The organism is Priestia sp. YIM B13489, from assembly GCF_042787645.1.
GTDB lineage: Bacteria > Bacillota > Bacilli > Bacillales > Bacillaceae_H > Priestia > Priestia megaterium.
In genome coordinates this window covers 3,870,058-3,883,894 of sequence record NZ_JBHZOQ010000053.1, presented here as the reverse complement: position 1 = coordinate 3,883,894, position 13,837 = coordinate 3,870,058, and the positions used below count along the sequence as shown (strand labels likewise).

Sequence of the window (13,837 nt, the reverse complement as noted above, 5' to 3'; positions counted from 1 at the left end):
ATTTCTTTGCATCAATAAATTCAGTGAAATTTTAGGGAGGGTATATCAAGCAATACAAGGATAAAATCAACAGTTGAAAAGAGTTATTTTTTGATGAGTAAAATATTTATGAAAGCAATAAAGTACACGGATATTAGAATAATTATGCAAATTTATGAATGGGAGTTAATGAGAAGAAAGTTCACTTTGCAAACTATTTTTTGAATTAATTTTTTATCCATTAGATTGTAAGTCTTGTTAAATAAGTATTTGTGGTTTATTGAAATATAATGTAAAAATTTTAAAATATAACAATTATCAACTTTTTATGATAAAATCATGCATTATTTTTGAATAAAAACTTGACAGAAACATATAAAATGAATTTTAATTAAAGTAACAATTATTATCATGCAAAAATATTAAAGAAAATTATTTGCTTAATCTCTTTTGTTTTATAAGAGAACGGGGGACCCATATTTGTGCGTAATGTACTTGGGGTGAATCTTGAATGAATCAAGTAGGGTAACTCACGTACCCGAATCCGACAGCTAACTCCGTAAGCATTCAGTGAGGGAATAACAGGTCTATGACACCATGATATTCTCATGGTTTTTTGTATAGCTAAAAATATTCCTAAACTATTAATCTGAAAATTTTTAATATATTGTATATTTTGAGTGTTATCGTTCTCAATGCATGGTAAAATAAGTATAGTAGTTAGAATCATTCTAATATAATTTATTTACGGGAGGTAAATCTATGAAGCTATCGACAAAGATCATTATCGCGCTAATTGCTGGTGCTATTGTAGGAGTGTTAATTAACGCTTTTGCTCCAAGTGCTTTTGCTCCGCTGGACAAGTACTTGTTTACACCGCTTGGCCAAATTTTCTTAAGCTTAATTAAAATGCTTGTTGTACCAATTGTGTTTTTCTCTATCACGTTAGGTGTAGCAGGGTTAGGAGATCCTAAAAAACTAGGAAGAATCGGGGCCAAAACAGTTTCGTACTTCCTAGTGACAACAACCGTTGCTATTGTAATTGGTTTATTATTAGCATTTGTTATTAAACCAGGAACATTTGGATCTTTTGATACAAAAAACGCTTCTTTTGAAGCCGAAAAAGCACCGCCGGTTGGAGAAACATTCTTAAATATGATTCCAGTCAATCCAATTCAAGCGATGGCTGAAGGGAATATGCTTCAACTTATCGTTTTCTCTATCTTTATCGGTTTTGGTATAACGATGCTTGGAAGTAAAACAAAAGGGCTTTACAATTTACTTGAGCAAGGCAATGAATTGATGATGTACCTTGTGAATCTAGTGATGAAGTTTGCTCCTTACGGAACATTTGGGCTTCTTGCAACAGCGGTCGGAAGTCAAGGCTGGCAGGCAATTAAAGCGATGGGGCTGTACATGATTGTAGTCGTGCTCGCACTGTTTATCCATTCGATCGTAACATATGGGGGATCAGTCGCTCTTATGGCCAGACGTAACCCAATTGAATTCTTTAAAGGTTTTGCTCCTGCGATGACAGTTGGATTCAGTACATCAAGCAGTAATGCAACGCTTCCGATTTCAATGAATGTGGCTCAAAAAAATCTTCGTGTCCCGGAGTCCATCAGCAGTTTTGTTCAGCCGTTAGGTGCTACCATTAACATGGATGGAACGGCAATTATGCAAGGTGTAGCGACTATTTTTATTGCACAAGTATACGGCGTTGACCTGTCGCTGGGTGCTCTTGTGACGGTTGTATTGACAGCGGTGCTTGCTAGTATTGGTACAGCAGGTGTGCCTGGAGTTGGTCTCATTATGCTAGCAATGGTATTGAGTTCGGTTGGTCTGCCTGTAGCAGGTATCGGATTGATTATTGGAATTGATCGCTTGCTTGACATGCTTCGTACATCTGTAAATATTACGGGAGACGCTGCGTGTGCCGTTATTGTGGCTGAGTCAGAAGCAAAGCGTATCGATAAATCTGTAACGCAATCAGCTTAATAAGCGTAAAAGCTCTAGCTATATGCTAGGGCTTTTTTTATTGGCAAGAAACTCTTCGTTTCAGCATACAGTTTAATAAGAGTGTATGTTTGAAAGGAGAGTGCGGAAATGAATAAAACTCATGTAATAAAGCCGCTGCTCGACGACGACTACCCAGTTATTTCATATGGAAAAGGAATTTATTTGTACGACCAAGATGGAAAAAGGTACATAGATGCTTCGTCGGGGGCAGTTACAGCAAGTATTGGACACGGCGTAAAAGAAATTATTGATGCGATGACCGATCAGGCACAGAAAGTTGCGTTTGTATATCGGTCGCAGTTTACAAGTGATCCAACAGAAGCCTTAGCTAAGAAACTATGTGAATTAAGCAGCAATCATTTCCAGTGGAGCTTTTTTGTTAACAGCGGGACAGAAGCGACTGAAACGGCTATGAAAACGGCAATTCAGCATTTTCAAGAGCAAGGAAAGCCAACCAAAACAAAGGTTTTGTCACGCTGGATGAGCTATCACGGTATTACAATAGGAGCTCTGTCTATGTCAGGGCACGTTGGAAGACGAAAACGCTTCTCGTCTTTGCTTGAAGATTATCCTTCGGTTTCGCCTCCTTATTGCTATCGGTGTCCATTTCATCAAACCTATCCATCTTGTAATCTTGCTTGTGCACGCGAATTGGAAACAGTTATCAAACGAACCGGCCCTGAACATATTGCTGCTTTTATTACAGAGCCCATTGTAGGAGCAGCCGGAGCAGCGCTTACACCTCCTCCCGGTTATTATGAAGTGATAAGAGAAATTTGCGATAAATATGATGTGTTATGGATTGCGGATGAAGTCATGACTGGAGTTGGGCGTACAGGCGTGATGTTTGCGTATGAGCACTGGGGAGTTAAACCAGACATCATGACGCTTGGAAAAGGAGTGGGAGCAGGATATACACCAATAGCCGTTACGTTAGCTAGCAGCAAAACGATTGAACCTATCATGAACGGATCCAAATTAATTATGAGCGGACATACGCTAAGCGCTAATCCGCTGTCATCCGCTGTAGGGATAGCTGTTTTAACCTATATTGAAAAGCATGATCTTGTTCAAGAAGCAGCGCTGAAAGGAGACTATTTAGTAGGGGAATTGAAGAAGCTTCAACTTCTTTACCCTATCATTGGTGATATACGTGGCAAAGGCTTACTAGTTGGTCTTGAGCTTGTGCAAAATCCAAAGACGAAGGAGCCTTTTTCATCTTCGGAAAATATGACGGCACGCGTAATAAGTAAAGCCCAAAAAAATGGTCTTCTCCTTTATCCTTCACAAGCAGGAACAGACGGAGTAGAAGGAGACGGTATTATTATTGCGCCACCATTTACGATTACTCATCGTCAGCTTGATGAAGCGGTCGATCTGCTTTCGAAAACATTGCATGAAGTGCAAAATGAAAAACAGAGAAATGAGGTGAAATGAGTGACAAAGGTCGAAAACTCATTTCAAAAGATCACAACTGTGGAACAAGCGATTGAATACGTGGATCATGCGGCTACGTTGATGATAGGAGGATTTGGAGGAGTAGGCAGCCCGCCTTCTCTCATTGATGGTCTGATTGAAAGCGGAAAATCAAATTTTACATTGATATGTAATGATTCAGGCTTTCCTCATATTGGTGCGGGAAAATTGGTAAGCCAAGGAAGAATTCAAAAGCTGATTGCTTCTCATATTGGGTCGAACCCAGTGGCTGGAACGCTGATGACAGAAGAAAAGCTGGAAGTTGAGTTTTCTCCTCAAGGAACGCTTGCTGAACGGATTCGAGCGGGAGGAGTTGGACTCGGAGGAGTACTGATTGATGTAGGAATAGAAAATGACATTATTCAATTTGGAAAAGAAAAAGTGGAAGTAGACGGCAAGACATTTTTAGTGGAAAAGCCGCTCACAGCCGACGTTGCTTTTGTGTATGCAAAAAAAGCAGATCCATTCGGCAACTTGCTTTATGATAAAAGCGCTCGAAACACTAATCCGTTAATGGCAATGGCAGGTCGTATAACTATCGCTGAAGTGGATGAAATTGTTCCTCTTGGGGACATTGACCCAGAGAACGTGATGACGTCAGGTGTATTTGTGGATTATATTGTCCCTTCGAAAGGAGTGAATTGGAAATGGGTTTGGGAATAGATATTCGTCATCGTATTGCAAAACGTGCTGCGGCTGAAATTCAAAACGGCATGATTGTTAATTTAGGGATTGGCATTCCTTCTCTTATTCCTAATTATGTGCCAAGCGCTGTTCATGTGATGTTTCATGCTGAAAATGGAATTTTAGGGTTAGGATCTTCCCCTCCTTTAGGTGAAGAAGATGAGAATGTTTGCAATGCAGCAGGCTATCCAACAACTACCGTTCAAGGGGCTTCATACTGTGACAGTGCTACAGCCTTCGCGATGATTCGAAAAGGATACGTCGATATGACCATTCTTGGTGCGTTGGAAGTGAGTGAAAAAGGGGATTTAGCTAATTGGATTGTGCCAGGTAAGCGAGTTCCTGGGATGGGAGGAGCGATGGAATTAGCTCAAAAAGCGAAAAAAGTCATTGTGCTAATGAATCATACGAGCAAGACAGGAGAACCGAAGCTGGTTAAGACGTGCTCTTTACCTCTGACTGCTTCGGGCTGCGTGGGATTAGTTATTACAGATCGGGCGGTTTTTAAAGTAGAAAAAGATGCGCTTCTTCTAACAGAGTTAATGTCTCCTTATACTGTAGAGGATATTTTGAGTTCAACAGAAGCGACAGTTCGCCTGAGTGATCAATTGATTACGATACCATAAGGAGGACCCTTACATGAACATACAGCAATCTATTCATAACTGGATGACAGAGCATCGTCAAAGTGCAGTGCGTTTACTCAAGCGTTTCGTAGAAGAAGCAAGCGTACAAGGTTCTGAAAAGCATGCGCAGGCAATTGTTATTGAACGCCTTCGACAGCTGCAGTTAGATATTGATATATGGGAACCGGACGAAAAAATACTTCGCAGCCATGAAGCTTTTGCCTCCAACCGTTCTACTTTTCGAGACAGTCCGAATGTGGTAGGCGTGTTAAAAGGGAAAGGCGGAGGGAAATCAATTATTTTGAATGGGCACATTGATGTAGTGCCACCCGGAGATCTTTCACAGTGGACGGAAGACCCTTATACGGCTGTTGTAAAAGATGGAAACTTATATGGACGCGGAGCAACGGATATGAAAGGAGGAAATGTGTCGTTACTCTTAGCTATTCAAGCGTTGAAAGAGCTAGATATTTCACTAAAAGGAGATGTTATTTTTCAAAGCGTAGTAGAAGAGGAAAGCGGAGGGGCAGGAACACTTTCCTGTGTACTTAGAGGGTATAAAGCAGATGGTGCCATCATTCCAGAACCAACCAACATGAAGATCTTCCCTAAACAGCAAGGCTCCATGTGGTTTCGAGTCACTGTGCATGGAGTAGCGGCACATGGAGGGACTCGGTATGAAGGCGTGAGTGCGATTGAAAAAGCAGCTGTGGTGCTTAAACATATTGAGGGTCTTGAAAAAGAGAGAAACAGCCGAATTACCGATCCGCTCTATAATAAAATTCCCATTCCCGTGCCGATTAATATCGGAAATATACAAGGCGGAACGTGGCCTTCTTCAGTCGCTGATCAAGTAATATTAGAAGGCAGGATAGGAGTTGCTCCGCATGAAAAAATGAAAAATGTCAGAGCAGAAATGAAATCCTGGCTTGAACTTTTGGCTCAGCGTGATGAGTGGTTTGCTGAGCACCCTGTCGACTTGGAATGGTTTGGGGCCCACTGGCTTCCCGGTGAAATTGAATTGGAGCATCCGCTTATGACCTCTCTTTCGTCCTCTTTTTATCAAGTGAAACAGAATCAGCCGATCATTGAAGCATCTCCTTGGGGAACGGACGGAGGGATACTGTCACAAGTAGGGGATATTCCAACAGTTGTTTTTGGACCGGGAGTAACAGAAGTGGCCCACTTTCCGAATGAGTATATTTGTATTCAAACGATGCTTGACGCAGCGGAAATTATTGCTCTCACTGTAGCAGACTGGTGCAGTATTGCAGACTAAGCTAAAAAGGGAGAGGATACAAACAAATGGGGAAACAAGAAAATATTTGTCAGCCAACCTTTGCTATGACTCTTTTTTTAGATGAATATAACAAGCGTCTGAGAATAGATGATTACCGGGGAAATGTGAACGATATTTACAGCTATATATATAAAGAAATTGATAAGAAAACGTACGAAAAGTGGATTATAAAAGCACGTGCTGAACATCTGTTGGTCTGGATAAGCTTGGGATTTTCTTTAGAAGCAACTGTTCCCTACTATTTTAACGGAAGCGACGCGTATCTTTTATGCTACTATACGTCTCAATCCCGCCGAGACAGCGGGGAGACGTTAAAAGAAACAGAGCTGCTTCAAGATGTGTTGAATTTGCCGACATCTGATTATTCTTCTTTATCGAATCAACTGATCATGCGCCAAGCCATTTCATCTGACGCTAAACAACTTTCTCAGCTCTACCGTCAAATCTTCACAGTGTATCCTACTCCCCTCTACGAAGAAGAGTATCTCTCTAATTTGCTTCAAGAAGATAGCTTGTTTTATATCATAGTTGACAAGAACGATATCGTTAGCGCTGCTTCTGCTGAAATTGACTATGTCTATCACAATGCTGAACTAACGGATTGTGCGACTCTCCCTGCTTACCGAAAGTATGGATTCATGAAGCATTTATTAAACGCACTAGAGGCGGAGCTAAAACAGCGGCATATTTTTTGTGCATACACAATAGCGAGAGCGCTTTCATTCGGGATGAACGCCGCCTTTCAGCAGCTTGGCTATACCTATACGGGAAGGTTAACGAATAATTGTTACATTTATAAATCGTTAGAAGATATGAACGTATGGGTGAAGGATCTGTCAAAAAGTAAAGGGTGAGAAATAATTAACCAATTTATGGGCTGTAACATATAACAATAGTAAATCTTCATAAAGGAGCGATTGTATGTTATATGATTTATATAAGCCGTCCCGACACTGGAAAGATATTGAGTTATGGAAAGATGTTCCTGAAGAAAAATGGAATGACTGGATTTGGCAATTAACAAACACAATTCGAACGTTAGATGATTTAAAAAAGGTTATTAACTTAACTCCTGAAGAAGAAGAAGGAGTACGCATTTCAACCAAAACCATTCCGCTCAATATTACGCCTTACTATGCATCTTTGATGAATCCAGATGATCCTCGCTGCCCCGTCCGTATGCAGTCTGTTCCGGTTGGCAAAGAACTTCATAAAACAAAATATGATCTAGAAGATCCCCTAGATGAAGACGAAGATTCTCCAGTGCCAGGGTTGACTCATCGCTATCCTGATCGCGTTTTGTTCTTAGTCACCAATCAATGTTCCATGTACTGCAGGTACTGTACTCGAAGAAGGTTTTCAGGACAAATTGGAATGGGCGTTCCAAAAAAGCAGTTAGATGCTGCGATTGCTTATATCGCCAAAACACCTGAAGTACGAGATGTACTCATTTCAGGCGGTGATGGCTTGCTGATTAATGACAACATTTTAGAATATATTTTGAAGAATTTACGAGCTATTCCCCATGTGGAAATTATTCGGATTGGCACAAGAGCACCCGTTGTGTTTCCACAGCGAATAACAGAAAATTTATGTACCATTTTAAGGAAATATCATCCAGTATGGTTAAATACTCACTTTAATACATCCATTGAAATTACGGAAGAGACAAAAAAAGCATGTGAAATGCTTGTCGATGCAGGCGTTCCAGTTGGCAATCAAGCGGTTATTTTAGCTGGGATTAATGACAGCGTAGCTATCATGAAAAAGCTTATGCACGATTTAGTGAAAATACGCGTTCGTCCTTACTATATTTATCAATGTGATTTGTCAGAAGGAATTGGACATTTCCGCGCACCTGTTTCCAAAGGGCTTGAAATTATGGAAGGGCTGCGAGGTCATACGTCTGGCTATGCTGTTCCAACGTTTGTTATTGATGCGCCAGGAGGAGGAGGAAAGATTGCAGTTCAGCCAAACTATATTATTAGTCAAAGCGCAAGTAAAGTTGTTCTGCGAAACTTTGAAGGAGTGATTACGACGTATCCGGAGCCAGAAAGCTATGTGCCTGGGCGTGCAGATGATTATTTTCGAGCTGTTTATCCAGCATCGGATGCTAAAGATTCTTCCATCGGCATCTCGGGTCTTATGAATGATGCTCAATTCAACCTTGTACCGGAAGGGTTAGGGAGAGTAAAAAGACGTAAAACATATGAAAGTGACAGTGCTCACGAAAGTCTAAAAGATAAACGTGAAAAAAGAGATGAATTAAAAGATAAAAAGTTTAAAGCTCAATTGAAAAAAGACGTTAAAAGCGACGATGCTCCATCATCTTAAGGAGGTCCTGTAATATGACTGTTCAATGCGCATGGTGCGAAGAAGAAAAAGCGGTAGAAACAACCAATACCGCATACTGGGAATTGCCAGATGGAACGAGAAGTATTGAAATTACTCATATGCCATGTATCAGCTGTTCAGGTTGCGGGATGTCATATCAAGAAGAAGAGATCATAGAGGAAGTGGAAACACAGCTGCTTCTTGTCGATACAAAAAAACTTGATGAATCCATTCGGTATGATGAGCTATTAAAAGTGCCAAGATTATTAAAGCGCAACTACTTTAAATTCTAAAAAGCCGCCCCTTATTTTGTAAGGGGCGGCTTTGCTTATTGATAAGCCTTTGTTCCAGCAGTGCGTAGGCTGTAGGCGTGTTTTAAAGCCACTGTAACAGGACGGAAAGTTGGAAGTTCGACTTCGTCTATTTTCGAAACGGGCAAGAGGCCAACAGACGTGCTCGTAATAAAAACTTCATCAGCGTCTTTTAAAAAGGAAGGAGTCATATTTTGTTCGCGGATTTGAATGGCTTGTTCCTGCGCACATTCCAGCACGTTAGCGCGCGTAATACCGGATAGAATTTTTCTTGTGGCAGGAGTCGTGAACAAGACGTTGTCTTTTATCGCAAATACATTGCTGCTCGACCCTTCGGTTATGTATCCGTCTTTTACTAAAATAGCTTCTTTACATCCTTTAGAAGCCGCAGCTTGTTTGGCCAGAAGGTTAGGAAGTAGGTTCAATGATTTGATATAGCAATTAGCCCATCGTTCGTCTTCCAAAAGAAGCGTGGAAATGCCTTTTTCATAGGCTTCTTCAGGTGTTTGGCGAGGGTGACGTATTGTGAGTGCTAATTGTGCAGCTACATCGGGAAATAAATGATTTCGAGGAGCAATCCCGCGCGTAACTTGAATATAAATATCAGCGTCTTTTAACGTTGATTTTTCCATTGCTTGATGAATGATGTCCTTTAGCTCTTGTCTTGAAACCGGCAGCTCGATAAAGATTGCCTTTGCACTTCTTTCTAAGCGGTCTAAGTGACGTTCAATTGAAAACGGAACTCCTTTGTATACGCGAATAAATTCATAAACACCGTCTCCAAATTGGTGACCGCGTTCATCAATTGGAATAACAGCCTCATTAATATCTCTAAACTCTCCAGCATAATATGCTAATTCCATCTTGAAAAACTCCCTTCCTTCAGATATTAAAACGTTAACATAAAATTCAGCAAAATGAAATTATTTACTTGGTTTCTTCGAAGAAAATGAAAAAAGTCATACTCCTTTAGGAGTATGACTTTTATGAAAACGTACGTTTGAATGCTAGTGAAAATTTCTGAATGGCTTTTTTAGGTGTAACAAACTGAACGATGAGCTTAGTACCTGTGATGAACCAATCGACAATACGGCTGCCGAGAAGCATCGTTACTAAAATGGACAGGGCAATTAAGACGATAATCCCCCATGACGTTGGCTCTAGACTTTTTGAGAAGTCAGTTGTAAAGAACCATTTTAAAATGAAGCCGTGCAATAAATACACGTATAGGGATCGCTGTCCAATGCTTGTTAAAGCAAAACCGCGCGTTGGAATTAAAGCCATAAAGGCAAAAGATACAAGAAAAGCAATTCCATAGTGAGAAACGCGCATTAAAAATTCGGCCACATTGTCGTACGTGTTCGTTCCATACAGCATATCTGTGTAAGCCGTGTCGTCTAAGAAAGAATAGCTTCCGATTAATGTCACTAGTAATACGATGGATGCAATGATTCGATTTCGCGCTGTCAAAAGATTTGTAAAAGGCTCTTGTCGCTGTGACAAATAGTAGCCTAAAAGGAAAAACGGGAAGAAGACAAACATTCGGCTAATGCTTAGAATTTTATCAAATCCGTCAATATCAATGAAGCCCATTGCAAGTCCAAGCGAAATAGAGACAGTTAAGCTAATCCACATCGGGAATTTCGCAAAGAAAGGAAGCATTAATTTCCAAAAAATTAAGCTCAGTAGAAACCACATTGCCCATCTAGGAACCAAATATTGAAGCGTGTACGTTTCATCTGTATAAAGCACACTATAATATAGGGTATAGATAGTTTGGAAAGCTAAGTAAGGAAGAGCCACCTTTGTAAATATTTTTTTGTAATAGCCTTTTTTATGAAAATTTTTCGAGAAATAACCTGCTAGTAAAATAAAGACAGGCATATGGAAAATAAAGATAAAGTGATAAATGGACAGCATTCCGCTGCTATCTGTTCGGTACGGAGAAATCATGTGTCCAAATACAACCAAAAAAATTAATACAAATTTAGCATTATCAAAGTAAGCATTTCGAGTATTCATAGTATTATTTTTCCTCAACATATGCTGATGTAAACCTCCCACCAACAAGATTTATTTAAATGGCGATTATTGTTAGAATAACCTTTCACTACGGAATTAAAACATGAATTCTTCTTTTTTGCAATTACATAAGGGTTTGAGAAACCTGTCGAATCAATGCTTTTGTTATAAAAACGATGTGTTTTTGTTACAAATGTCTTTTTGAAAAAAGAAAAATATTGATATAACAATATTTATTCGTTACGCTAATAGTGAAATTTGTTTTGCAACTGTAACATGAATTTAATATTTTTTGTCCAGTAAACCACTTATATTGCAGTGTTCGACATCTACATATCACAGAAGAAAGTTGTAGATTTCTTAAAAAAATGATAGAAAAGATACACATACCGCTGGAGGAGGAGTACGATGAAATCCTTTTATCACTATATAATGAAATTCCGATCAAATAAAAAACATGATCGAATGGGAGAGTTTGCGCGAAGTGCTTATGATGATCACAGTTTCCCGAAATCTTCAACAGATTATGACGAACTGAGTTCTTATTTAGAGCTCAACGGACATTATTTATCAAGTATGACCGTATTTGATGAAGCATGGGAGCTTTATCAAAATAATGCGTGAGGAATAAAAAAGCAGGCTGATGGATATCCATCAGCCTGCTTTTTTATTTTCTTTAGTTCATGCAATAAGCAGGGGTAAAAATGATAGAGGGCAATAGATAATAAAGGCTTGGTTCTAAAGATGTTATACTTCCCCTTTTTTAGTTACTGCATATAATATTGTAACTTTTCAGTAGGTGTATGTTTACTAAGGAGGTGCGACGATGGCAGGGAAGAAAAAACCTAAATACGGAATTGGTGAAACAGTCGTTGTAACAATATACGGGACCGTTGGCACTATTACCGATATAAAAGTGATGGATGGGATTTTTGTATACGAAATCAACCATAGTGAAGGTCTTTTTTTAGAAGATACAATTGAGCTTCTAGAAGAATATGAAGGTCAAATATTAGTACAGGAAAGAGTAGAGCTTGAATATAAATTTTTCTTCGGCGATATCGTCCAGGTTTTTAATTATGGAAAAGAGTTATTTAAAATCATTGGTATTCGAACAGAAATATGGCGTTATAAAGAGGATTCATGGGAAGATATTGTCTATGAATTGTCACGTGTAACAGATGGAGAATGGCTTGAGGCTAGTGAAGAAGAACTCATTCTCGTAACTCCTCATGAGGAAACAGAAAATTACGCTCAAAGTGTTGATATGTTGTATTTAGGTAAAGAAATTAAAAAGACGGAGTTGCTACCAAAGATGAAAAAACAAAACGGTTCTGAAAAAGAAGAAGTGAGGTTAACTAAAGAAAAGCATGAGATTATAAACGGTCTTTTAGATGTGTACAATGATTATAAATTTTTGTATGAGCTTTTTGAAGATGAAGAATACGCTGAAGTCATGAACTTAGTGCTGAAACATTTAAAAAAGATAGCAAAATCCGAACAAGGAAAATAGCAGGTAGATGCCTAATAAATAAAAGATAGCCGAGATAGATCATTACATCTCTCTTAGCTATCTTTTATTGTGTATACGGCGATGGTAATGAAAAAAATAATGGGTATAATTACCTTTCTATTTAAACTGCTGAAATTTTAGACATACTATTGCCGAATTGTTCATAAATGTGTATAAGGTAAAACTTCAAGCAGAAGATGGAGTGAACCTATTTTTAAGAAAAATAAGGTACGCTAATCCGTTCAAACGGGATAAGGAGTGATATTGTGAAAGAAATCGAAGTGGTCATTGATACGGAAGAAATTGCGGAGTTCTTTTACAATGAACTAGTCAAGCGAGGCTATGTTCCCGCTGAAGAAGAGCTAGGCGAATTAGCGGATATAACTTTTGATTATCTCATTGATAAATGCATTATTGATGAGCAAGATGAAGAATAAAAAGATAGATACATCTGTAACGACGGGGAAACTCGTCGTTTTGTTTATGAGACAGCGGCTATGAAAAAGGGTTAGCAGCTTTAATAGCAGATTGCACTTTTATATGATGCTGAAGAGGAATTTTTTTAACGGAAGAAGCGGGAATAGACTCAAGGAGAGAAAATATGCTTTCTTCTTCAAACCACTCATCTTTTCTTAAAAAAAGGTGTACGCGGTCTCCCCAGCTCATATTTAACGTCGGGCTATACAGCTTTTTGGAATGAGTTCGATTTTTTGTAAATATATCTGAATTATAATCGCTTCGAGACCCTGTGTGGGGGTGTTTAAGGCTAAATGTATAGATAGAATCATGCAAGTTTGAATAAAAAAGAAGAACGTATAAAGTTTTTCCCACTTCAATCCGTTTTAAGACAGACTCGAAATGATACACTTTTGTGCCACTTAAATCAATGTTATTACCTGAATAATAGGGAAAGACGATTTGAGTCATACCGAGAAAGTTTTGAGTGTGAAACTGCCAAGAGTGAAGAACATCCCGCTGAAACTCTTTTTTAAAGAAAACATTTTTTTCGATATGATACTGTTCGTTCACAATCAGAGCTATTGATAAGAGTGTTTTGTTTCTATGTTGCCAAAAGTCATTCCAAACAGTTTTCATAAAAGAAGATATGTGAAAAGCGGAGAGTAAATGAAACAGATTGCTGTTTTGTTCTTTGCTTTTTTCATAGAGTAACAGCTGAGCGTAAGCATCATGAAAAATGGCGGAATTGGAATGTTCTAAAAACAAGAAGTACGCGTGCTGTTTTTCTGGAGAAAGCAGGGATTTTATTAAGGTAGTGGAGAGATCTGTCATGTAATAGCCGCCGTTCCGTGAAACCAAGTGTGCTAAAAAAGCCCAGTGAATTTCGGGATGTTTTTGATAATAGTCTAAATAAGCTTGGGTACGTGTAACATTGTTTTGATTAGCTTTTTTTACTTTTTTTCGAATCTCTTTAATCAATTTTACGTCTTCTCCGATAAAAGACAGCGGGAGGGTAGCAGGAGGTTTGAGCTGCATCATCTGCTGCAGGCGAAGAACATCCTCCAATCTAATGAGGGGATTTGTGTTAGTAGAAGTCATGTTAAGCCTCCTTTGA

The 13,837-nt window shown here is 39.0% G+C and carries 14 protein-coding genes and 1 riboswitch; of the genes, 11 read left to right on the top strand and 3 right to left on the bottom strand.

What is annotated here, in order from left to right; genetic code table 11:
• The first annotated feature begins 406 nt into the window (after positions 1-406).
• Positions 407-561, top strand: a riboswitch (cyclic di-AMP (ydaO/yuaA leader).
• Positions 562-741: 180 nt separating this feature from the next.
• The 8 genes from ACFX4W_RS25895 (at position 742) to ACFX4W_RS25860 (ending at position 8,711) form a co-directional block, all read left to right on the top strand.
• Positions 742-1,977 (top strand): dicarboxylate/amino acid:cation symporter, encoded by a 1,236-nt coding sequence (locus ACFX4W_RS25895; RefSeq protein WP_097824465.1) that lies wholly within the window; start codon positions 742-744, stop codon positions 1,975-1,977.
• Positions 1,978-2,085: 108 nt separating this feature from the next.
• Positions 2,086-3,435: an aspartate aminotransferase family protein gene (locus tag ACFX4W_RS25890; RefSeq protein WP_043976613.1), complete on the top strand. Its 1,350-nt coding sequence runs from the start codon at positions 2,086-2,088 to the stop codon at positions 3,433-3,435.
• A complete protein-coding gene (locus ACFX4W_RS25885; protein WP_043976614.1) occupies positions 3,436-4,137 on the top strand; it encodes a CoA transferase subunit A in 702 nt (233 codons plus the stop codon). It begins immediately after the preceding gene.
• Positions 4,122-4,784 carry a 3-oxoacid CoA-transferase subunit B gene (locus ACFX4W_RS25880; protein WP_043976615.1) on the top strand — a complete coding sequence of 221 codons (663 nt, stop codon included), beginning with the start codon at positions 4,122-4,124 and terminating at the stop codon, positions 4,782-4,784. Before ACFX4W_RS25885 ends, ACFX4W_RS25880 begins: the two co-directional genes overlap by 16 nt.
• A gap of 13 nt (positions 4,785-4,797) precedes the next feature.
• Positions 4,798-6,063, top strand: coding sequence for a peptidase (locus ACFX4W_RS25875; protein ID WP_097824463.1), 1,266 nt, complete (start codon positions 4,798-4,800; stop codon positions 6,061-6,063).
• 26 nt (positions 6,064-6,089) lie between these two features.
• On the top strand, positions 6,090-6,938 hold the full coding sequence (ablB, locus tag ACFX4W_RS25870) for a putative beta-lysine N-acetyltransferase (RefSeq protein WP_280560130.1): 849 nt from the start codon (positions 6,090-6,092) through the stop codon (positions 6,936-6,938).
• 67 nt (positions 6,939-7,005) lie between these two features.
• Entirely contained in the window at positions 7,006-8,418 is a 1,413-nt protein-coding gene (kamA, locus tag ACFX4W_RS25865; protein ID WP_028410902.1) for a lysine 2,3-aminomutase, read from the top strand.
• 14 nt (positions 8,419-8,432) lie between these two features.
• On the top strand, positions 8,433-8,711 hold the full coding sequence (locus tag ACFX4W_RS25860; RefSeq protein ID WP_013058725.1) for a YokU family protein: 279 nt from the start codon (positions 8,433-8,435) through the stop codon (positions 8,709-8,711).
• Positions 8,712-8,746: 35 nt separating this feature from the next.
• On the opposite strand, the gene dat is transcribed toward ACFX4W_RS25860, so the two are convergent.
• Complete coding sequence (gene dat / locus ACFX4W_RS25855; protein WP_165575861.1) at positions 8,747-9,592, bottom strand: D-amino-acid transaminase; 846 nt, start codon at positions 9,590-9,592, stop codon at positions 8,747-8,749.
• A gap of 121 nt (positions 9,593-9,713) precedes the next feature.
• On the bottom strand, positions 9,714-10,751 hold the full coding sequence (locus ACFX4W_RS25850) for an acyltransferase family protein (RefSeq protein WP_013058723.1): 1,038 nt from the start codon (positions 10,749-10,751) through the stop codon (positions 9,714-9,716).
• 408 nt (positions 10,752-11,159) lie between these two features.
• On the opposite strand from ACFX4W_RS25850, the gene ACFX4W_RS25845 reads away from it, so the two are divergent.
• The 3 genes from ACFX4W_RS25845 to ACFX4W_RS25835 all read left to right on the top strand — a co-directional run bounded on the left by ACFX4W_RS25845 (position 11,160) and on the right by ACFX4W_RS25835 (position 12,701).
• Positions 11,160-11,375, top strand: coding sequence for a YozE family protein (locus tag ACFX4W_RS25845; RefSeq protein WP_013058722.1), 216 nt, complete (start codon positions 11,160-11,162; stop codon positions 11,373-11,375).
• A gap of 202 nt (positions 11,376-11,577) precedes the next feature.
• Positions 11,578-12,264, top strand: coding sequence for a hypothetical protein (locus ACFX4W_RS25840; protein ID WP_013058721.1), 687 nt, complete (start codon positions 11,578-11,580; stop codon positions 12,262-12,264).
• A gap of 266 nt (positions 12,265-12,530) precedes the next feature.
• Positions 12,531-12,701: a YozD family protein gene (locus ACFX4W_RS25835; RefSeq protein WP_013058720.1), complete on the top strand. Its 171-nt coding sequence runs from the start codon at positions 12,531-12,533 to the stop codon at positions 12,699-12,701.
• 58 nt (positions 12,702-12,759) lie between these two features.
• On the opposite strand, the gene ACFX4W_RS25830 is transcribed toward ACFX4W_RS25835, so the two are convergent.
• A complete protein-coding gene (locus ACFX4W_RS25830) occupies positions 12,760-13,821 on the bottom strand; it encodes a DUF2515 family protein (RefSeq protein ID WP_043976621.1) in 1,062 nt (353 codons plus the stop codon).
• Between the last annotated feature and the right edge of the window lie 16 nt (positions 13,822-13,837).

Excerpts from the sequence above, each read along its gene's own strand:
- dat (WP_165575861.1), bottom strand. The coding sequence starts at position 9,592 with ATGGAATTAGCATATTATGCTGGAGAGTTTAGAGATATTAATGAGGCT.
- ACFX4W_RS25840 (WP_013058721.1), top strand. The coding sequence starts at position 11,578 with ATGGCAGGGAAGAAAAAACCTAAATACGGAATTGGTGAAACAGTCGTT.
- ACFX4W_RS25875 (WP_097824463.1), top strand. The coding sequence starts at position 4,798 with ATGAACATACAGCAATCTATTCATAACTGGATGACAGAGCATCGTCAA.
- ACFX4W_RS25895 (WP_097824465.1), top strand. The coding sequence starts at position 742 with ATGAAGCTATCGACAAAGATCATTATCGCGCTAATTGCTGGTGCTATT.
- ACFX4W_RS25860 (WP_013058725.1), top strand. The coding sequence starts at position 8,433 with ATGACTGTTCAATGCGCATGGTGCGAAGAAGAAAAAGCGGTAGAAACA.
- ACFX4W_RS25850 (WP_013058723.1), bottom strand. The coding sequence starts at position 10,751 with ATGAATACTCGAAATGCTTACTTTGATAATGCTAAATTTGTATTAATT.
- ACFX4W_RS25830 (WP_043976621.1), bottom strand. The coding sequence starts at position 13,821 with ATGACTTCTACTAACACAAATCCCCTCATTAGATTGGAGGATGTTCTT.
- ACFX4W_RS25880 (WP_043976615.1), top strand. The coding sequence starts at position 4,122 with ATGGGTTTGGGAATAGATATTCGTCATCGTATTGCAAAACGTGCTGCG.
- kamA (WP_028410902.1), top strand. The coding sequence starts at position 7,006 with ATGTTATATGATTTATATAAGCCGTCCCGACACTGGAAAGATATTGAG.
- ablB (WP_280560130.1), top strand. The coding sequence starts at position 6,090 with ATGGGGAAACAAGAAAATATTTGTCAGCCAACCTTTGCTATGACTCTT.
- ACFX4W_RS25890 (WP_043976613.1), top strand. The coding sequence starts at position 2,086 with ATGAATAAAACTCATGTAATAAAGCCGCTGCTCGACGACGACTACCCA.
- ACFX4W_RS25845 (WP_013058722.1), top strand. The coding sequence starts at position 11,160 with ATGAAATCCTTTTATCACTATATAATGAAATTCCGATCAAATAAAAAA.